Origin of the sequence: Bacillus sp. 0909A (assembly GCF_036765115.1) — a bacterium.
Classification (GTDB): domain Bacteria; phylum Bacillota; class Bacilli; order Bacillales; family Bacillaceae; genus Bacillus; species Bacillus mojavensis.
Window position 1 is genome coordinate 180,526 of record NZ_JBAIZU010000001.1, and the last position, 20,528, is coordinate 201,053.

Annotated in this window: 20 protein-coding genes, 1 pseudogene and 1 other annotated feature; of the genes and pseudogenes, 17 read left to right on the plus strand and 4 right to left on the minus strand. The window is 44.4% G+C overall.

Annotated features, from left to right (window positions below):
• The first annotated feature begins 14 nt into the window (after positions 1–14).
• The 3 genes and pseudogenes from mutM to coaE all read left to right on the plus strand — a co-directional run bounded on the left by mutM (position 15) and on the right by coaE (position 2,255).
• Positions 15–842, plus strand: a complete 828-nt coding sequence (gene mutM, locus V6D42_RS00930; protein ID WP_333512111.1) for a DNA-formamidopyrimidine glycosylase — start codon at positions 15–17, stop codon at positions 840–842.
• Between the two features lie 153 nt (positions 843–995).
• Positions 996–1,646: pseudogene (gene ytaF / locus V6D42_RS00935) on the plus strand (sporulation membrane protein YtaF); the annotation flags it as partial.
• A gap of 15 nt (positions 1,647–1,661) precedes the next feature.
• Entirely contained in the window at positions 1,662–2,255 is a 594-nt protein-coding gene (gene coaE, locus V6D42_RS00940; protein ID WP_333512112.1) for a dephospho-CoA kinase, read from the plus strand.
• 36 nt (positions 2,256–2,291) lie between these two features.
• Here coaE and V6D42_RS00945 read toward each other — a convergent pair whose 3' ends face one another.
• Positions 2,292–3,134, minus strand: a complete 843-nt coding sequence (locus V6D42_RS00945; protein ID WP_333512113.1) for an aldo/keto reductase — start codon at positions 3,132–3,134, stop codon at positions 2,292–2,294.
• A 24-nt stretch (positions 3,135–3,158) separates the two neighbouring features.
• The gene (locus V6D42_RS00950) at positions 3,159–4,349 is read right to left on the minus strand and encodes an MFS transporter (protein ID WP_333512114.1); all 1,191 of its coding nucleotides are present in this window, start codon (positions 4,347–4,349) and stop codon (positions 3,159–3,161) included.
• A gap of 184 nt (positions 4,350–4,533) precedes the next feature.
• Here V6D42_RS00950 and V6D42_RS00955 point away from each other — a divergent pair, with 184 nt between their 5' ends.
• The 9 genes from V6D42_RS00955 to thrS all read left to right on the plus strand — a co-directional run bounded on the left by V6D42_RS00955 (position 4,534) and on the right by thrS (position 13,918).
• Complete coding sequence (locus V6D42_RS00955) at positions 4,534–4,914, plus strand: winged helix-turn-helix transcriptional regulator (RefSeq protein ID WP_029441386.1); 381 nt, start codon at positions 4,534–4,536, stop codon at positions 4,912–4,914.
• Between the two features lie 206 nt (positions 4,915–5,120).
• On the plus strand, positions 5,121–6,143 hold the full coding sequence (locus V6D42_RS00960) for a glyceraldehyde-3-phosphate dehydrogenase (protein WP_333512115.1): 1,023 nt from the start codon (positions 5,121–5,123) through the stop codon (positions 6,141–6,143).
• 237 nt (positions 6,144–6,380) lie between these two features.
• Positions 6,381–6,761 (plus strand): adenosylmethionine decarboxylase, encoded by a 381-nt coding sequence (gene speD / locus V6D42_RS00965; RefSeq protein ID WP_003223584.1) that lies wholly within the window; start codon positions 6,381–6,383, stop codon positions 6,759–6,761.
• A 274-nt stretch (positions 6,762–7,035) separates the two neighbouring features.
• The gene (gene nrdR, locus V6D42_RS00970; RefSeq protein ID WP_010335260.1) at positions 7,036–7,494 is read left to right on the plus strand and encodes a transcriptional regulator NrdR; all 459 of its coding nucleotides are present in this window, start codon (positions 7,036–7,038) and stop codon (positions 7,492–7,494) included.
• A gap of 112 nt (positions 7,495–7,606) precedes the next feature.
• Positions 7,607–9,028 (plus strand): replication initiation membrane attachment protein DnaB, encoded by a 1,422-nt coding sequence (gene dnaB, locus V6D42_RS00975; RefSeq protein ID WP_029441385.1) that lies wholly within the window; start codon positions 7,607–7,609, stop codon positions 9,026–9,028.
• Positions 9,029–9,055: 27 nt separating this feature from the next.
• Positions 9,056–9,988 (plus strand): primosomal protein DnaI, encoded by a 933-nt coding sequence (gene dnaI / locus V6D42_RS00980; protein ID WP_333512116.1) that lies wholly within the window; start codon positions 9,056–9,058, stop codon positions 9,986–9,988.
• Positions 9,989–10,026: 38 nt separating this feature from the next.
• Complete coding sequence (locus V6D42_RS00985) at positions 10,027–10,668, plus strand: TVP38/TMEM64 family protein (RefSeq protein WP_333512117.1); 642 nt, start codon at positions 10,027–10,029, stop codon at positions 10,666–10,668.
• Between the two features lie 78 nt (positions 10,669–10,746).
• On the plus strand, positions 10,747–11,592 hold the full coding sequence (ytxC, locus tag V6D42_RS00990; RefSeq protein WP_010335258.1) for a putative sporulation protein YtxC: 846 nt from the start codon (positions 10,747–10,749) through the stop codon (positions 11,590–11,592).
• 394 nt (positions 11,593–11,986) lie between these two features.
• Entirely contained in the window at positions 11,987–13,918 is a 1,932-nt protein-coding gene (gene thrS / locus V6D42_RS00995) for a threonine--tRNA ligase (protein WP_333512118.1), read from the plus strand.
• A gap of 37 nt (positions 13,919–13,955) precedes the next feature.
• On the opposite strand, the gene V6D42_RS01000 is transcribed toward thrS, so the two are convergent.
• Positions 13,956–14,741, minus strand: a complete 786-nt coding sequence (locus tag V6D42_RS01000; RefSeq protein WP_010335256.1) for an HAD family hydrolase — start codon at positions 14,739–14,741, stop codon at positions 13,956–13,958.
• A 172-nt stretch (positions 14,742–14,913) separates the two neighbouring features.
• On the opposite strand from V6D42_RS01000, the gene lytS reads away from it, so the two are divergent.
• From lytS to lrgB, 4 genes are all read left to right on the plus strand, one after another.
• On the plus strand, positions 14,914–16,695 hold the full coding sequence (gene lytS / locus V6D42_RS01005) for a two-component system sensor histidine kinase LytS (RefSeq protein ID WP_333512119.1): 1,782 nt from the start codon (positions 14,914–14,916) through the stop codon (positions 16,693–16,695).
• Positions 16,673–17,398, plus strand: coding sequence for a LytR/AlgR family response regulator transcription factor (locus tag V6D42_RS01010; RefSeq protein WP_333512120.1), 726 nt, complete (start codon positions 16,673–16,675; stop codon positions 17,396–17,398). Before lytS ends, V6D42_RS01010 begins: the two co-directional genes overlap by 23 nt.
• A gap of 134 nt (positions 17,399–17,532) precedes the next feature.
• On the plus strand, positions 17,533–17,973 hold the full coding sequence (lrgA, locus tag V6D42_RS01015) for an antiholin-like murein hydrolase modulator LrgA (protein ID WP_010335253.1): 441 nt from the start codon (positions 17,533–17,535) through the stop codon (positions 17,971–17,973).
• Between the two features lie 21 nt (positions 17,974–17,994).
• Positions 17,995–18,690 carry an antiholin-like protein LrgB gene (lrgB, locus tag V6D42_RS01020; protein WP_010335252.1) on the plus strand — a complete coding sequence of 232 codons (696 nt, stop codon included), beginning with the start codon at positions 17,995–17,997 and terminating at the stop codon, positions 18,688–18,690.
• A gap of 31 nt (positions 18,691–18,721) precedes the next feature.
• On the opposite strand, the gene V6D42_RS01025 is transcribed toward lrgB, so the two are convergent.
• Positions 18,722–19,354 carry a hypothetical protein gene (locus V6D42_RS01025; protein ID WP_333512121.1) on the minus strand — a complete coding sequence of 211 codons (633 nt, stop codon included), beginning with the start codon at positions 19,352–19,354 and terminating at the stop codon, positions 18,722–18,724.
• Between the two features lie 464 nt (positions 19,355–19,818).
• Positions 19,819–19,949 (plus strand) — a sequence feature (ribosomal protein L20 leader region).
• A gap of 56 nt (positions 19,950–20,005) precedes the next feature.
• On the opposite strand from V6D42_RS01025, the gene infC reads away from it, so the two are divergent.
• Positions 20,006–20,527: a translation initiation factor IF-3 gene (infC, locus tag V6D42_RS01030; RefSeq protein ID WP_071543361.1), complete on the plus strand. Its 522-nt coding sequence runs from the start codon at positions 20,006–20,008 to the stop codon at positions 20,525–20,527.
• The last annotated feature ends 1 nt before the right edge of the window (position 20,528 follow it).

Here is a 20,528-nt window from a genome sequence, read left to right on the forward strand (position 1 = left end):
AGGAAGTGATGGATGTGCCGGAATTACCAGAGGTTGAAACCGTCCGGCGCACTCTGACCGGGCTTGTAAGAGGAAAAACAATCAAATCGGTAGAGATCAGATGGCCGAATATCATCAAACGGCCTGCCGAACCGGAGGAATTTGCGCGAAACTTAGCAGGAGAAACCATTAGGTCCATCGGAAGACGGGGAAAGTTTTTGCTGTTTAACTTGGATCATTATGTCATGGTCTCCCACCTGCGTATGGAAGGAAAGTACGGGCTTCACCAAGAGGAGGAGCCGGACGATAAACACGTGCATGTCATTTTTACGATGACGGACGGAACCCAGCTGCGTTACAGGGACGTTCGGAAATTCGGAACCATGCATTTATTTAAACCGGGAGAGGAAGCAGGGGAGCTGCCGCTTTCTCAGCTCGGACCCGAACCGGATGCAGAAGAATTTACGAGTGCGTATTTGAAAGCACGGCTCGCGAAAACAAACCGAGCTGTCAAAACCGCCCTTCTGGATCAGAAAACGGTCGTCGGACTCGGAAACATTTATGTGGACGAGGCTCTGTTCAGAGCGGGCATACACCCCGAGACAAAAGCAAACCAGCTGTCAGATCAAAACATCAAAAAACTTCATGCTGAAATTAAAAATACCCTTCAGGAAGCGATTGATGCCGGCGGAAGCACTGTCCGGTCGTATATCAATTCTCAAGGAGAAATCGGAATGTTTCAGCTGCAGCATTTTGTGTACGGAAAAAAAGATGAGCCCTGCAAAAATTGCGGAACAATGATTACAAAAATTGTCGTCGGAGGCAGAGGCACGCATTTTTGCGCCAAGTGCCAGAAAAAATAGAATAATGCTTCATCGTCCAAGCTGTCGGTGCATATATCAGTAGCTCAGTTATAGAGGAAGTGCCGTTTTTCGGAAACACAGATTTATCACTTTTCCATATACATGATTGTGATGAATCTCCGGGCATTTAACATCTGATACAAGAGCACCAACAGAAAGGAAGAAACGAATATGCAAATGGTTTCTATACTGCTGCTGGCGTTAGCTGTCAGCTTGGACAGTTTTTCAGTCGGATTTACGTATGGATTGCGAAAAATGAAGATACCGCTAAAAGCCATTATCGTCATTGCCTTCTGTTCCGGCACTGTTATGTTTATATCCATGCTGATCGGAAGCTTTCTCACCAAGTTTTTTCCCGTATATGTGACTGAAAAGCTCGGCGGGTTAATATTGGTTGGAATCGGTGTGTGGGTTTTATATCAATTTTTCAGGCCGGCAAAAGACAAAGACTACCTATTGCATGAAAAAACACTGCTTAATTTAGAGGTTCGGTCATTGGGCATTGTGATCCATATTTTGAGAAAACCGATGAGTGCGGATATCGACAAATCCGGTGTGATTACTGGAATTGAAGCGGTGTTATTGGGATTCGCCCTGTCGATTGATGCCTTCGGAGCAGGAATGGGAGCGGCCATTCTCGGTTTTTCTCCCATTGCGATGAGCATAACCGTTGCGATTATGAGTTCGCTGTTTGTGTCAGTCGGCATCAATGCCGGACATATACTGTCTAAATGGAGATGGATCGATAAAATGGCGTTTTTGCCGGGGCTTCTGCTGATCACGATCGGGCTCTGGAAATTGTAAAAAGGAGTGGATCTCTTGACCTTAGTCATTGGTTTAACGGGAGGAATAGCAAGCGGCAAAAGTACGGTTGCCAATATGCTGATAGATAAAGGAATCACTGTCATAGATGCGGATATTATTGCAAAACAAGCGGTAGAAAAAGGGATGCCGGCCTACCGGCAGATCATTGACGAATTTGGTCAAGACATTCTGCTCGAAAATGGTGATATAGACAGAAGAAAGCTTGGAGCGCTGGTCTTTACAAATGAACAGAAGCGTCTTGCTTTGAATTCAATTGTTCATCCTGCGGTCAGAGAGGAAATGCTCAAGCGGCGTGATGAGTCCATTGCAAATCAGGAGACATTTGTGGTATTAGATATCCCGCTATTGTTCGAAAGTAAATTGGAGTCTTTAGTTGATAAAATTATTGTGGTCAGTGTGACAAAAGAGCTTCAGCTTGAGCGTCTGATCAAGCGCAACCAATTGACGGAAGAAGAAGCGCTTAGCCGGATCCGCTCCCAAATGCCATTAGAGGAAAAAGTGTCAAGAGCGGATAACGTAATAGACAACAGCGGCACACTCAAAGAGACAAAACAGCAGCTTGAGGAAATTCTCAGCTGCTGGGCATAACAAAACACCGTTCATTGATGAACGGTGTTTTTGTGATTAAAAATCGAAATTGTCCGGATCAGGACCGACGCGCAGATTTTCATTCAACGCATCAATTCGGTTCATGTCTTCCTGTGATAATTCAAAATCAAATATGTTCGCGTTCGCTTTAATTCGATGTTCCTTTGTTGATTTAGGAATGGTGATGACGCCATGCTGTAAATCCCAGCGTAACATGATTTGCGCGACGGATTTGTTATAAGCTTGCGCGATGTCTGTCAGTTCGGGATGATCAAGCAATTGCCCCTGCATTAAAGGTGACCATGCTTCCATTTGTATGCCTTGCTTTTTGCAATAAGCCATCAGCTCTTTTTGCGTGAGACGCGGGTGGAATTCCACTTGGTTGATCATAGGCTTTATTTCAGCATCCTTCAGCAGATCCTCCAGGTGATGGATTTGGAAATTGCTCACACCGATCGCTTTGACACGGCCTTCTTTATACAATGTTTCAAGCGCTCTCCAAGCTTCTTTGTATTTGCCTTCCACAGGCCAGTGAATGAGGTATAGATCTAAATAGTCCAAACCGAGTTTTGACAGGCTTGTTTCAAATGCAGCCAATGTTTCCTCATACCCTAAATCTGCATTCCACACTTTTGATGTGACAAATAAATCCTCTCTGGTGATGCCGGCTGCTTCAATTCCTTGACGGAGACCTTCCCCGACTCCCGCTTCATTTCCATAGATAGCGGCAGTATCAATACTGCGGTAACCGTGAACAATGGCGGTTTTCACGGCATTAACGAGTTCTGACCCTTCTTCCACTTGGAATACACCGAGGCCGAACCACGGCATTTTCACCCCGTTATGAAGTGTTGCTGCTGCTTGTAAATGTGTTGTCATGTTTGTTTCCTCCTTATTGAAATGTTAGGCTGCCTGCCGATCCTGTTTTTCCAGAAGGCGGCTCCAGCCTGTTAAGATAACGGCTCCTGCTACCATTAAAGCTCCAATCCATGCGGTATGAATCAGTCCGATGGAATCAGTAATCACGCCTCCCAAAAATGATCCTAGGGCAATTCCTGCGTTAAATGCTGCAATATTAATCGCGGATGCTACGTCTACTGCGCTCGGTACAAAACGTTCAGCCAGCATGACGACATATACTTGTAGGCCGGGCACATTCATAAAGGCCAATAAGCCCATAAAGAGAATCGTAATGAGGCCAGCAATTTTATAAGGAGCCGTAAATGTTAACGTAAACAGGACGATCGCCTGAATAATAAACATATAAAACAGCGCGCCGATCGGATTTCGATTGGACAGCTTTCCGCCAATCATATTGCCGATGGCAATGGCAATTCCGTATACGAGCAGGATAATGGCTACAGTGCCGGCCTTAAAGCCTGTCACTTCCTGAAGCAGGGGAGACAGGTAAGTGAACACAACAAATGTCCCTCCGTATCCTAATGCTGTTATGACAAATAAAAGCAGTAAACGGCCATTTGCCACAAGCTTGAATTGATCCCGCATCGTTGTTTTCGTCCCTTTTCGTAAATTGGAAGGGACAAGAATGCCATTTGCAATGACAGCGATAATGCCGACGGCAATAATAACCATAAAGGCGAACCGCCAGCCGAGCTGCTGGCCGATAAACGTGCCGAAAGGAACACCGGTTACGGTTGCGACGGTAAGGCCTGTAAACATAATGGAAATCGCACTCGCCCTTTTATTTTCAGGGACAAGATCGGCTGCGATTGTCGAGCCGATCGACATAAACACACCGTGTGAAAAAGCGGATATCACACGTGCTGCTAATAGAACCTCGATGCTGGAGGCTGACGCGGCCATCGTATTTCCGGCGATAAAAATGATCATGATCCAAAGCAATAGCGTCTTTCGTGACATGCTTGAGGTCAATGAAGTTAAAATAGGCGCGCCGAACGTAACGCCAAGTGCGTATAGGGAGACGGTCAATCCCGCTGTTGTTACAGGAATGTGTAAATCATCAGAAATTAACGGCAAAAGGCCGACGCTGATAAATTCGGTTGTCCCTATCGCGAATGCACTAATGGCGAGAGCCAGAAGTGCAGGAATGCTGCTTTTATTGGCTGAAGTCATTCATGTTCCTCCTTTGCTGTTATGTGTTGTATGATTGAAATTCTGCCGAGCAAGCTATATAAATATAAAGAGCAGATTCAAATCAGCCGGCAAATGTGATTATGAAAGATATCGTCAAAAAAGAAAAGTACGTACTTTTAAGTGCTATAGTCACTTTTTGGTGCCTGTAAGGAGAGTGAACCGCATGGAGAGGAAAAAATATAACATTTCAGTTGAAGCGACTCTTGAAGTAATCGGCGGGAAATGGAAGTGTGTGATTTTATGCCACCTGACGCACGGAAAAAAACGAACAAGTGAGTTAAAACGGTTAATGCCGAATATTACGCAAAAAATGCTGACCCAGCAGCTGCGTGAGCTGGAAGCGGACGGTGTCATTAACCGGATCGTGTACAATCAGGTTCCTCCTAAAGTGGAATACGAACTGAGCGAATACGGCCGCAGCTTAGAAGGCATATTAGATATGCTCTGTGCTTGGGGAGCGAATCATATAAACAAGGTATACGGCGATACTTTCTCTGTATTAGAAGAAAGTGTGCTCAATGATAAATTGAAACAGGAATCATAAAAAAATAAAGCAGGCAGTGCGCAGCGCTGGCTGCTTTTTTTATTCTTCATCCTCATATTTTGTGCAAGAAAACGTACGATACATCATAAATTAGCGTTATAATCGTTGATTTTTATCAATATGTACTGGCGAATTCTTTTTAATGTGTTATACTAATTTTAGATGACAACAAATTAGAGTGACATAATTGATGAGGGGTGACCAACATGAAGGTAAAAGTAGCGATAAACGGGTTTGGAAGAATCGGAAGAATGGTCTTTAGAAAAGCAATGTTAGACGATCAAATTCAAGTAGTGGCTATTAACGCCAGCTATTCGGCTGAAACGCTGGCTCATTTAATAAAGTATGACACAAATCACGGACGGTACGAAAAAGAAGTTGAGGCTGGAGAAGACAGTCTGGTTGTGAATGGAAAAAAAGTCCTCTTGTTAAACAGCCGTGATCCGAAACAGCTGCCTTGGCGGGAATATGATATTGACATTGTCGTTGAAGCAACAGGGAAGTTTAATTCAAAAGAAAAAGCGATGGGACATATTGACGCGGGCGCGAAAAAAGTCATTCTGACCGCTCCGGGGAAAAATGAAGACGTTACCATTGTGATGGGTGTTAACGAAGACCAATTTGATGCTGAACGCCACGTGATTATTTCAAACGCGTCATGCACGACAAATTGCCTTGCACCGGTTGTGAAAGTGCTTGATGATGAATTTGGCATTGAGAGCGGTCTAATGACGACAGTGCACGCTTATACGAACGATCAAAAAAATATTGATAATCCGCACAAAGATTTGCGCCGCGCCCGGGCATGCGGTGAATCCATCATTCCGACGACAACAGGCGCGGCAAAGGCGCTTTCGCTTGTTCTGCCTCACCTGAAAGGAAAGCTTCACGGTCTCGCTTTGCGTGTGCCTGTTCCGAACGTCTCATTAGTTGATCTTGTTGTCGACTTGAAAACGGATGTAACGGCAGAAAAGGTAAACGAAGCATTCAGGCAGGCTGCCAAAACGTCAATGTACGGAGTGCTTGATTATTCGGATGAACCGCTCGTGTCGACAGATTATAATACGAATCCGCATTCGGCGGTTATTGACGGGCTTACGACAATGGTGATGGAAGACAGGAAAATAAAGGTTCTTGCATGGTATGACAATGAATGGGGCTACTCATGCAGAGTAGTTGATCTCATCCGCCATGTGGCGGCACGAATGAAACATCCATCTGTTGTATAGAATAAGGTCATGGACACAATTTAAGAAAAAACCCTTAACAGCAAATTTCTGAAAAAACGCTTCTTGCAAATTAGACTTAAACACAGTATACTATTTTTCGTGAACTTCTTGCTTGAGACTGTTTCGGGATTACTTAAAGGGTTAGGACCTCTCCGGACTAACTTTCCCCCGTGGTAAATAGCCGACCCAGTTGTTGGAACTTCACTTTTTAATTCTTGTTAAGGGGGGTCCATGACTATGGAAACAATGGGGCGTCACGTTATCTCCGAGCTATGGGGATGCGATTTTGATAAGCTGAATGACATGGATTTTATTGAAAAAACGTTTGTAAATGCTGCTTTAAAATCAGGAGCTGAGGTGCGCGAGGTTGCATTTCACAAATTTGCACCGCAAGGCGTAAGCGGAGTCGTTATCATTTCTGAATCACATTTAACGATTCACAGTTTTCCTGAGCACGGATATGCAAGCATTGATGTTTATACTTGTGGAGACTTAGATCCTAATGTCGCTGCTGACTACATTGCAGAGGCATTACATGCTGATACAAGAGAAAACATTGAAATACCAAGAGGAATGGGGCCTGTGCAGATTAAACAGGCGCAAGCGAAAGTACTATAAAGTAAACACGAACACAAAGGGAGCTGGAGCTAGAAAGCCGTTATGCGCTTTTTAGCTTATGCTCCTTTTATTTTTATGAACAAACAGGGGCGGCCAGCTTTTTCTTTTTCCGTTTTTTTTGTAAAATAAGAAAGAGATATGTCATAAACCGCATGATGCTGTTAGATACAGCCTAAACAACGGCTCTCCCGACAGATGCCTGTCACATCACTTTTATAGCCGGAGGCTGCCGAATATACATTGCAGGGAACGAAATAGTTGGGAGCTGATTTTATTGAAATGTCCTTCATGCCAGCATAACGGAACACGAGTCCTCGATTCACGGCCTGTGGATGACGGAAAATCCATTCGCAGAAGACGTGAATGCGAAGCCTGCCATTACCGCTTTACTACCTTTGAGAAAGTGGAGGAAACCCCGCTCATCGTTGTGAAAAAAGAAGGCGTGCGAGAGGAATTCAGCAGGGAAAAAATGCTGCGCGGCCTTATTAAAGCATGTGAAAAAAGACCTGTTTCACTCAAGACGCTGGAAGATATGTGTTTTGACATTGAAAAAGAACTGCGCAATCAAGGCTGTTCCGAAGTAAAAAGCGAGTTCGTCGGAGAGATGGTCATGGACCGCCTGGCTAAGGTTGATGAAGTCGCATACGTGCGGTTCGCGTCCGTCTATCGGCAGTTTAAAGATATTAATGTCTTTATCGATGAATTAAAAGATTTAATAAAGAAAGAGCGTTAAAGAGCTAAAAGGATTCTTCTAGCTCTTTTCTCATGTGCAAAATTGGCATTTGATAGATATTCGAAACGGTGTAAAATGAGGGTAGAAACATAATCGGAAGGTTTGAGAATGTATGGCTGACTATTGGAAAGATGTACTGCCTGTAGACCCTTATGTGGTGAAAAGCAAATCAATGCTGCAGGATATTGACAGACAAATTATTACACAACTGTACCAGCCCTTAATCGGCCCTGTTGCATTCTCTCTTTATATGACATTGTGGGGAGAACTTGAACAAAACCGACTGTGGGGCGGAGAATCCACACATAGACAGCTGATGGGAATGACTCAGTCCAATTTGAAAACGATCCATCAGGAACAGGGAAAGCTCGAGGGCATCGGATTGCTGAAAGTATATATGAAAGAATCCGAGCGGCAGGAGCGCCTCTTTATATATGAACTGCTGCCGCCGCTGCGGCCGAATGAATTTTTCGAAGACGGCATGCTGAACGTTTTTTTATATAACAGAGTCGGAAAAACAAAATATCAGCAGTTAAAACAATTTTTTACACATCCGGCGATTTCGGAAGACGCCAAAGAAATTACAAGGCCGTTTAATCATGCGTTTGAATCGCTGCAGCCGAGTGAATGGAAGCTTACATCCGATATGGAGGAAACGGTGAGACTGGCGACGGGAAGAGAGTATACAACTGTCGGACAGGCTCCGTCCTATACCGTTACAGAGGATGTGTTCGATTTTGATTTGTTTTTAGCGGGGCTTTCGGAGACGATGATTCCGAGAAAAGCAATGACACAGCAGGTGCGGGAAACGATTAAAAAGCTTTCTTATTTGTACGGCATTGATCCTTTGCAGATGCAAAACGTCGTCATGAGCGCGATCGATGAGCATGAAGTGATTACCACCGAAGCTTTAAGAAAAGCGGCAAGCGACTGGTACCAAATCGAGAGGAACGGACAGCTGCCGGACTTAGTGGAGAAAACACAGCCGGTACATCTGCGTGAAGGCGCAAAACCGGCAGAAGAGGATTCGCTGGATAGTGAGCTGATCGCATTGCTCGAGGTCATCTCACCGAAAAAGCTTCTTCAGGATATCGCGGACGGAACCGAACCGTCAAAAGCAGATTTGAAAATTATAGAAGAGATTATGTTTGAACAGAAGCTGGAGCCAGGCGTCACAAATGTGTTAATTTATTATGTCATGCTGAAAACCGACATGAAGCTGTCGAAAAACTATATACAAAAAATTGCCTCCCATTGGGCGCGCAAAAAAGTCAAAACGGTCAGAGAAGCGATGAAGCTTGCCATAGAAGAAAACCGCCAGTATCTAGAATGGGCTGAAGGTAAAACGAGCCAAGCTTCTAAACGAAATCAAAAAGTGATTCGCGAAGAAAAACTTCCTGACTGGATGAAAGAAAAGAAATCGGCGTCCGATTCTGAAACCGGACAGCAGATGCTACATGAACAGGACTTGGAAGAACAGAAGAAAAAGATGATGGAAGAAATGAAAAAACTGAAAAAATACTCTGCCTATTAAGAGCAGAGATGCGGGGTGAAGTAATACATGGAACCAATCAGCCGTTCCCTTCAGGGCGTAACCGGCAGACCGGATTTCCAAAAGCGTCTTGAACAAATGAAGGAAAAAGTGATGAAGGATCAAGACGTTCAGGCATTTTTGAAGGAAAATGAAGACGTCATCGATCAAAAAATGATTGAAAGAAGCTTAAATAAGCTTTATGAATATATTGGACAGAGCAAGCACTGCTCTTATTGTTCAGAAGACGAAAACAGCAATAATCTGTTGGAGGGCTACCATCCGAAGCTTGTGATGACCGGCCGCACTATTGACATCGAGTATTACGAATGTCCAGTCAAACGAAAGCTCGATCAGCAGAAAAAACAGAAGTCTCTCATGAAAAGCATGTATATTCAGCAGGATCTTCTCGGAGCGACGTTCCAGCAGGTCGATATTAATGACCCGAGCAGACTTGCAATGTTCCAGCATGTCACGGATTTTTTGAAAAGCTATAATGAGACGGGAAAAGGGAAAGGATTGTATTTGTACGGCAAGTTCGGCGTAGGGAAAACCTTTATGCTCGCCGCTATTGCCAATGAGCTGGCGGAAAAAGAGTATTCCTCCATGATCGTGTATGTGCCCGAATTTGTCAGAGAGCTGAAAAACTCGCTTCAAGATCATTCATTGGAAGAAAAGCTGAACATGGTAAAAACAACGCCTGTACTGATGCTCGACGACATCGGAGCGGAATCGATGACGAGCTGGGTCAGGGATGAAGTCATCGGGACAGTGCTTCAGCACAGAATGTCTCAGCAGCTGCCGACTTTCTTCTCTTCTAATTTCTCGCCTGATGAGCTGAAACATCATTTTACGTATTCGCAAAGGGGAGAAAAGGAAGAAGTAAAAGCGGCTAGATTAATGGAGCGGATTTTATATCTGGCTGCTCCGATCCGTCTTGACGGAGAAAACCGCCGCCATTAATAACCGCTGCGGTTCAAAGGGGAAGGAACTGAGAGGGTATGAAACTTAAAACGGCTGTTAAATGGCTGGCAGTGCTTGTGGGAGCAGGCTTGATTTTTTGGGCCAATAAAAGGTATTTAAATCTATCTCCGAAAGAAATCCGAATATGGGTTTTATCGTTTGGCATCTTTGCGCCGCTTATCTTTATCGGGATATCGATCGTCAGGCCGCTTGTGTTATTTCCAGTATCAGTTATTTCTATTGCGGGCGGTCTCGCCTTTGGCCCGATTCTCGGCACGCTTTACACACTATTCGGGTCGATGTGCGCTTCGGCTGTCTCATTTTTTGCAGCCGGTCTGTTTGCGGCAAAAACTAACAGCCATCACGCAAGGCTGGAAAACATCCAGAAACAGATGGAGGAAAACGGTTTTTTCTATATCTTTCTTCTGCGGATCCTTCCGATTAATTTTGACTTCGTCAGCTATGCGGCAGGGCTTTCTAATGTCAAGGCGCTGCCCTATTTTGCGGCGACGGCTGCGGGAATCATCCCTGGGACCGTTGCGCTGAACGTGCTGGGAGCAAGCTTTTTCACGGGCAATTTGCCCGCCTTCTTTCTCGTCCTCGGATTTTATATCATTTTTATGGCGCTGCCACTTATCTTCAGAAAGAAAATGCAAAACTTGTTTCAAGAATCAAATTAAGATTTGCCAGTGACCTTTACGTCTATTTTAAAAACATCCCCCATATACTTGTAACAGATGCCGTAAGGGGGGACAAACATGCTTGAAATAATCTTTGAAGATGACCATGATACAGCCGCTTTTTTACATCTCATTCAGCATTCGGACGATCGGGAAAACATCATTGTCCGTGAAAGTATACGAAAAATCGAGATTGAAAAAGCTGAGCCGGCTTTCTCTATTCAGCGTTTTATGGAGCCGATTCTGGTCAAGTTTTTTTTAGAATGCAAAGAAGACGAGCATATGCTGTCGTTGATTGAAGAGACGTATTGTTTCACGGACCAGGATGAGCAGCAGCAAATCCTTCAGCTCGCACACAGTATTATAGAGGGGGAAGCTGATGTTCTTCCGTTTGAACCGATGAAGCCGCCGCGCAAGCAGTATATTTTAGATGAGCTCCGAACGATTTGTTTAGAGGACGAAGTATTTTCAATTCGTTCCTTTCAAATCTTTCGCCTCGGAAAGTACTACGAACAGCTTAGAGAAACTGTGGAAGCGGCAATAGACGAATATAAGATGGAGCAGGAGTACCAAAACTTTATTCAGACACTCAGAGACTACGTAATGGCTAAGCCTCCGCGAATCAAAAAGGTGCACATTGTCCATGACGGTTCGTTTACACTGTGGGAGATGCGCTATGTGCCGGAACGGGAAAAAATGAAATACATAGACAGGCGATTTGTCCGGGATCACCCCATGTACATTGACTCCCATTTGCTTGCGCCGCTGATCTCCATCGCGCCGGATGAGGTGGTTCTCTATACAGACCAGCCTGAGCATATGATGGTAAGGACGATTCAAAACGTATTTCAAGAGCGTGTGCAAATGCTTCCGCTTCAGGCGTTTTCAAACGCTGAAACACCGGTCAAGCACTCGGAAGGATAAGTGCCGGCAGCCTGTAAACATAAGGCTGCCGCTTAAAAAAGGAAATACAATCGTGTTGATTTTTTAGAACGAACAATTTATAATACATAGGAGATTAAGATTGACACACGTACTGATAAGGACATGAAGGAATGATACCGGCTTGAAGAGAGGGAAGTCACGGCTGCAAGCTTCCCAGCTAAGGACCATTCGCTTTACCGCCTTTGAACCTCAGCTGTGAACACCTTTAGTAGGAACAGTAATGGCTGACGGGAACTCCCGTTACAGAGTTTAGAGCCGCAGGTGCCGGTGTATGGGCTTGCGGAAAAAAGGGTGGAACCACGATTCCGTTTATTCAACCTCGTCCCTTTCATAGGGGGCGGGGTTTTTATATGCAAAAAAAGGAGTGGCAAAGATGTCAGATATGGTAAAAATCACATTTCCTGATGGAGCAGTCAAGGAGTTTGCGAAAGGAACAACAACAGAAGATATCGCGGCATCCATCAGTCCGGGATTAAAAAAGAAATCATTAGCCGGAAAACTGAACGGAAAAGAAATCGATTTGAAAACGCCGATCAACGAAGACGGCACTGTGGAAATCATTACTGAAGGATCAGAAGAGGGCCTTGAGATTATGCGCCACAGTACGGCTCACTTGCTGGCGCAAGCGATTAAACGCATTTACAAAGATGTGAAATTCGGTGTCGGTCCTGTTATCGAAAACGGTTTTTACTATGATGTAGAAATGGATGAAGCGATTACGCCGGAGGATCTGCCGAAAATCGAGAAAGAAATGAAAAAAATCGTCAATGCGAACCTTCCGATCGTTCGAAAAGAAGTCAGCCGTGAAGAAGCGAAAGCCCGCTTTGCGGAAATCGGCGATGACCTGAAGCTTGAACTGCTCGATGCGATTCCTGAGGGAGAAACCGTATCGATTTATGAGCAGGGCGAATTCTTTGACCTGTGCCGCGGCGTACACGTTCCGTCAACAGGAAAAATCAAAGAATTTAAGCTGTTAAGCCTTGCAGGTGCATATTGGCGCGGTGACAGCAATAATCAAATGCTTCAGCGTGTATACGGAACAGCTTTCTTCAAAAAAGCTGATCTTGACGAGCATCTTCGCATGCTTGAAGAAGCAAAAGAGCGAGACCACAGAAAGCTTGGCAAAGAATTAAAGCTGTTTGCAAATTCTCAAAAAGTCGGACAAGGTCTGCCGCTTTGGCTGCCAAAAGGCGCGACAATCCGCCGCACAATCGAGCGCTATATTGTCGATAAAGAAATCAGCCTCGGCTATGAACACGTTTATACACCAGTGCTTGGAAGCAAAGAGCTGTATGAAACATCAGGACACTGGGATCATTATCAAGAAGGCATGTTCCCTCCGATGGAAATGGACAATGAAACACTTGTGCTCCGTCCGATGAACTGCCCGCACCATATGATGATTTATAAAAACGATATTCACAGCTATCGTGAGCTTCCGATTCGTATCGCTGAACTTGGCACAATGCACCGCTACGAAATGTCAGGTGCGCTGTCAGGTCTTCAGCGGGTGCGCGGCATGACACTGAATGATGCTCACATCTTTGTCCGCCCGGATCAGATTAAGGATGAATTTATCCGAACTGTTCGTTTGATTCAGGACGTATATGAAGATTTCGGCTTGCACGATTACACTTTCCGTCTGTCTTATCGTGATCCGGAAGACACAGAAAAATATTTTGATGACGATGAAATGTGGAACAAAGCGCAATCTATGCTGAAAGCGGCAATGGACGAAATTGGCCATGACTACTACGAAGCAGAAGGCGAAGCTGCATTCTACGGCCCTAAACTTGATGTTCAGGTGAAAACAGCGATCGGCAAGGAAGAAACATTGTCTACTGTTCAGCTGGACTTCTTGCTGCCTGAACGCTTCGATCTGACATATATCGGTGAAGACGGCAAGCAGCATCGTCCGGTTGTTATTCACAGAGGTGTGGTATCAACAATGGAACGCTTTGTTGCATTCCTTATCGAAGAGCATAAAGGCGCACTTCCAACATGGCTAGCACCGGTTCAGTTCCAGGTCATCCCGGTTTCTCCGGCTGTGCATTTGGATTATGCGAAGCAAGTACAAGAGCGCCTGCAGCGTGAAGGCCTGCGTGTAGAGGTCGACAGCCGTGATGAAAAAATCGGCTACAAAATCCGCGAAGCGCAAATGCAAAAAATTCCATACATGCTTGTGGTCGGTGACCAAGAAGCAGAAAACGGAGCGGTAAACGTCCGTAAATACGGAGAGCAGAAGTCTGAAACCATTTCACTTGATGATTTTGTGAAAAAGGCTGTAGCTGAAGCGAAGAAATAATAAAAAAGCATGATCTCATGAAAGAGATCATGCTTTTTTATTTATGCTCTAAAATAGGAAACAAATCATGAAGGCTGCTGATGATGTAATCAGGCGTCACCTCTGTTTCATTTTTCTTATCCGTCCGGTTAATCCATACGGTTTTGATACCGGCTCTGGAAGCGCCTAAAATGTCTGTATTCAGGTTATCGCCGACCATCACGGCATCCTCCTTTTGGATATTCATCAGCTGAAGGCAATGCTCGAAAATAGAAGCGTCGGGTTTCCCTTTGCCAAAAGCGCCTGAGATGACAATTTCATTGAAATAAGGGGCGAGCTCAGGCACGCCGGCGAGCTTCTCCTTTTGCAGACTCGGATCGCCGTTAGTCAAAAGCAGCAACTCATATTTTCCTTTTAATTGATCAAGCACATCGAATGTTTCATCGTATACAAACGGGCGTTTTCGGCGCTCCGCTGCAAAAAACTCTCCCAAGTATTCACCATATGCCGGATCGTCGACACCCAGCGCTTTCAGGCCGTTTGTCCATGCGTTTCGTCTGTACTCCGGCACAATCTTATTCAGCTTCTGAAACCCTTCACTGATCGGCTCAGAGAAATTCGACCAGAGCCCTTCAAATGGGTTAATGCCGATCATCACCGTATAAGGATATGTCTCGTAAGACATGTACAATTCTCTCGCCGCTTCCCGAACAGCTTCTTCAAATTCCTGCGGGTCAAGACCATATTTTTTCTCGGCCTGTAAACATGTTTCTGCAAATGTTGTTCTGACGCTTTTCTCATCCCAAAGTAGTGTATCATCTAAATCAAAAAATACGGCTTTCATGATCTTCTCCTCTGCTTCAGATTCAATTCTTTCTGCCAAAATGCTCATGTTTATTCTACAATAGATAAAAGCCTTGTGAAATATGTTTTCAGACGATTTTAAAAAAACAGTCAGCCATGAAACGATTTGCCGAAAAATGATAAAATGAAATGGGAAAGAACAGGTGACATAAATGATTCAATTAATGATTATGATGCTGGAAAGGGTAGGAATTATTGTTATATTGGGATTTATTCTGGCTCACACTAAACTTTTCAGACAGGCTCTTCAAAATCCGGAGGGCTACAAAGGAAAGGCTGCATTGATTTCTATTTTTTCTCTTTTCAGCATCATCAGCAATTACACCGGCATCGAAATTCAAAAACATATGATTGTGAACAATGATTGGGTGTTTACAATAGATCCGTCTGGCTCTATTGCGAATACCCGTATTTTAGGCGTTGAAATAGGAGGGCTTTTGGGCGGGCCGTTTGTTGGAGCGGGAATCGGTTTATTAGCAGGCCTTCATCGGTTTTCGCTCGGCGGCAGCACGGCTTTAAGCTGTGCGGTCTCGTCTGTTTTAGCCGGAATTCTAGCGGGATGGATCGGCCGGTATTTTACGAAGCGTTACCGAATGCCGACACCGCGTATCGCAGCTCTCGTCGGAATCGGTATGGAGTCCTTGCAAATGGTCATTATTTTGCTGATGGCAAAGCCGTTCACTGACGCTTGGGAGCTTGTTAGCATGATTGGGATCCCGATGATCCTCATTAACGGCACAGGCAGCTTTATTTTCCTGTCGATTATTCAAGCCATTATTCGCAAGGAAGAACAGGCAAGAGCGCTTGAAACGCACAGGGTGCTGACCATTGCTGATCAGACGCTTCCTTTTTTCCGTCAAGGGTTAAATGAAAGCTCTTGTAAAAGTGTAGCGTCCATCATCCATAAGATGACCGGAACGGATGCGGTATCTCTGACGGATAATGAGAAAATACTTGCGCATGTCGGAGCGGGAATGGACCATCATATCCCATCTAAAAGCTTGATCACAGGTCTGTCTAAAAAGGTAATTAAAACAGGGCGTATCATGAAGGCTACTTCACAGGAAGAGATTGAATGCACCCATCCGGAATGCCCTTTGCACGCGGCGATTGTACTGCCTTTGACATCAAACGGGAACACAATCGGAACATTAAAAATGTATTTTAAAAGCCCGGCCGGTCTCAGTCAGGTAGAGGAAGAGCTTGCCGAGGGGCTTGCCATGCTGTTTTCGACACAGCTTGAGCTCGGTGAGGCTGAGCTGCAAAGCAAGCTTCTGAAGGATGCGGAAATCAAAGCGCTTCAAGCACAGGTTAATCCGCATTTTTTATTTAATGCCATCAATACGATTTCTGCTTTATGCCGGACAGATGTTGAAAAAACCCGAAAGCTTTTGCTGCAGCTTAGTGTGTACTTTCGTTCTAATCTCCAGGGAGCAAGACAGCTGCTGATCCCGCTTTCAAAGGAGCTGAATCATCTTCAAGCCTATCTGTCATTAGAACAGGCGCGTTTTCCCGGGAAATATGAGATTGAGCTTGATATTGACAGCAGGCTGGAGCCAATTGAAATTCCTCCGTTTGTCTTACAGGTGCTTGTTGAAAACGCATTGCGGCATGCATTTCCCAAAAAACAAGATATGTGCAAGGTAACGGTTTGTGTCTTATCTGATGAGTCATCCGTCTATATGAAGGTCACGGACAATGGTCGCGGAATACCGCCGGACGTCTTGCCGGAACTGGGGAATAAACCGCTGCCTTCTAAGGAAGGAACAGGGACTGCGCTTTATAATCTGAATCAGCGGCTGATTGGTTTATTCGGCCAGCAGGCTGCATTACATATCAAGAGTGAGGTACATAAGGGGACAGAGGTTTCCTTTCAAGTGCCTATGCAACAAATGAAAGAGGGAGAAGAACATGCTCAGGGTGTTATTAGTTGATGATGAGATATTGGCAAGAGATGAACTGGCCTATTTGCTCAAAAGGACAAATGAGGAATTAGAAATCAATGAAGCGGAAAATATTGAATCAGCGTTTGACCAAATGATGGATCAAAAGCCTGATTTGCTGTTTTTAGACGTTGATTTATCCGGTGAGAATGGCTTTGATATCGCAAAACGATTGAAGAATATGAAGCATCCTCCGGCTGTTGTGTTCGCGACGGCCTATGACCAGTATGCACTTAAAGCTTTTGAAGTGGACGCTCTCGATTACTTAACCAAACCTTTCGATGAAGAAAGGGTTCGGCAAACAATGAAAAAGTATAAAAAGGTAAAGCGGGAGATTGCTGAACCAGAACAGATCAGCCATGCCAGCCAGCATAAATTAGCCTTATCTGTCGGTGAATCGATTGTGATTGTGGATACGAAGGATATAATCTTTGCGGGAACCGAAGATGGCCACGTCAATGTAAAAACCTTTGATGCATCTTATTCAGTCAATGATACGCTCGTTGTCATTGAAAAAAAGCTTCCAGAACCTGATTTTCTCCGCGTCCATCGAAGCTTTGTCGTTAATACTGAGTACATCAAAGAGATACAGCCTTGGTTTAATTCCACCTATAACCTGATCATGAAAGACGGATCGAAAATACCGGTCAGCCGGACATATGCCAAGGAATTAAAAAAGCTGCTCCATATTTGACGGGGCGGCTTTTTGTATTTCATCCTTTTTATGCTGCAACTCACCTTAAATATTCGGCAAGTTATCATGTAAGCGCTTAATAGAGAGAAATTCTTATTTATAATGAGGGTACAAAAGAGAAAGAGGTGAAGAAAATGAGTGCTAAAAAAGTGTACGGATTTTTAACACAAGCATTTATTTTTGCCGTCATTATGATGGTTTCCAATATGATTGCCGCTTTTGTCCCAATTCCTATACCGGCGTCAGTTGTAGGATTGGTCTTATTATTTCTCCTATTATGTTTGAAAGTCATTAAACTGGAACAAGTAGAAACGCTCGGAACGTCTTTAACCTCATTGATCGGATTTTTATTTGTTCCATCAGGTATATCTGTTATGAATTCTCTTGGTGTGATGCAGCAATACGGCCTGCAAATCGTCCTTGTCATTCTTCTCGCAACGATTATTTTATTGGGGGCAACAGGATTGTTTTCTCAGCTTATTCTTACACTGAGCGGAAAACGCAAGACTGCCGATGACATAAAAGCAAAAACAGTGCAGCCGCCGCAGAAGAAAAACGAACTTGTTCATCATTAAAAGAAACAGGAGGTTCATGAAATGGAAAGCACAATGAGTCCTTATTTCGGAATTGTCGTATCACTGGCCGCTTTCGGCATCGGCACCTTTTTATTTAAAAAAACAAAAGGGTTCTTCCTTTTCACTCCATTGTTTGTTGCGATGGTGCTTGGAATTGCATTCTTGAAAATCGGCGGTTTCTCTTACGCTGACTATAATAACGGGGGAGAAATCATTAAGTTTTTCCTGGAACCTGCGACGATTGCTTTTGCAATTCCGTTGTACAAACAAAGAGATAAACTGAAAAAATACTGGTGGCAAATTATGTCCTCCATTATCGCAGGCTCTATCTGCTCTGTCACGATTGTCTATTTGCTTGCAAAAGGGATTCACCTTGATGAGGCTGTTATGAAAAGTATGCTTCCGCAGGCGGCAACAACGGCGATTGCGCTTCCTTTATCAAAAGATATTGGCGGCATCAGCGATATCACAGCTTTTGCGGTCATCTTTAACGCCGTCATTGTGTATGCGCTCGGCGCTTTGTTTTTAAAGGTATTTAAAGTGAAGAATCCCATTTCAAAAGGGTTGGCTCTCGGAACGTCCGGACACGCACTCGGTGTAGCCGTCGGGATCGAGATGGGTGAAGTTGAAGCCGCGATGGCAAGTATTGCTGTTGTCGTTGTCGGAGTCGTAACGGTTCTGGTCATTCCTGTGTTTATACAGCTGATCGGAGGTTAAGCCAAGGCTGACAGCCTTGGCTTTTTCTATTTTATGGTGCGTCTTCCGGATCGATATATCCTTGTTTAATGCCCCATTTCACTTGATCGTCATGCCACTTTTTTCGTTCTTCATAACCATAGCCGTCGTCATCAGGGAGATCAGAAGCCGGCTGTTGAATGGCATCATCTGTCTGGCTCGGGGAAGATGGCGCATTTTGGCTGTTAGATGAGGATGCCTCATTCTGCTGACGCTGTGCCTGCGCTTGCCGTTCTTTTTCGGCATTTGCTTCCTGCTGTTTTTGGATTGCTGCCTGACGCTGCCTTTCAAGCTCAGCTTGTCTTTCTGCTGCTGCCTGTGCCAATCGTTGCCTTTCCGCTTCTTCCTCCTCTTGTTTCTTTCGTTTCGCTCGCTGCTCTTTTTCACGTTTTTTCGCTGCAGCGATTTGTCTTTGTTTCTCGGCTTCTTGCTTCGCCTTCAGCTTTCCTAATTCAGTTGCGAGCGGATTCACCATTTTCAATGAAACAGGTTTTAGGTTTTTCAGCTCTTTCGCCAGCTTGTTTTCATGAAAGGCTGCGGCTGTGATAACAGTCTCTTCTTTTGGCTCTGAAGATATGCTGTTGCTATTGGAGCAGCCGGTTACTATCAATGTCAAAAATAGAGTAAGCTGTATCGGGTTTTTCATGTGTCGGACTCCCTTCTGGTTCTTATATCGGCTTTTTTAGTATGAGGTTCACTTTGTTTAGCGTTTTTTTCCTAAATGTGGTTTTTGATAAACTGCGAAATAAGGAGAAGGATGGGGGAGTATATGGGATCTTTATATAACAGAATCTGGTGCGGAGCATCCGCAGCTACTGCTCTTTATTCATGGCGGGGGTGTCAGCGGCTGGATGTGGAAAGAGCAAATCAGCGATTTTCAGCGTGTTCATTGCTCAAGGATCGCCGCTGGCTCAGTCAATGCTGTTTAACAAAATCCTTCATGATTGTCTGAAGGGTTCAGAACACATGCATGCTGGATAAGAATAAAAGATTTTCGTTTTCTCTCTTGCACTCATAAATTACCCGTGTTACAATGAGAAAGTTGTTCCGGGTAAGTCATCCTTGACTAAACATCCGGCATTGTGTAGAATAGTTATTGAATTGAATATAAATCACAAGCAGAAGCACCCGCTTCTCACCTGATTGACACATTCATGTAGTTGGCAGGTTGACCGTACATTTTTATTAATACAGATGTTCGTAGTGTGGGTGTTTTATAATGCCCGCACTTTTTGTTTGCCTGCAGAATGCAGTCAAAAGAGTGTGAATCAATTCGAAGAAACTATGGAGGTGGCTCATTATTAGCAAAGATCAATTGGTTAATGAGGGTATCCGTGCACGTGAGGTCCGCTTAATCGGACAAAATGGCGACCAGCTTGGAATCAAGTCCCGTCAGGAAGCACTTGAAATAGCCGGCCGCGCAAATCTTGACCTTGTGTTAGTTGCAGCAAATGCAAAACCGCCTGTCTGCCGCATCATGGACTATGGAAAGTTCAGATTCGAGCAGCAGAAAAAGGACAAAGAAGCACGCAAAAATCAAAAAATCATTAACTTAAAAGAAGTTAGATTAAGTCCGACAATCGATGAGCACGACTTTAACACGAAGTTGCGCAATGCGATTAAATTCCTTGAAAAAGGCGATAAAGTGAAAGCTTCTATCCGCTTTAAAGGACGCGCAATTACTCATAAAGAAATCGGCCAGCGTGTACTAGACCGTTTTTCTGAAGCATGTGCTGAGGTTGCGACAGTCGAAACAAAACCAAAAATGGACGGCCGCAGCATGTTCCTCATGCTCGCGCCGAAAAACGAAAAGCAATAAG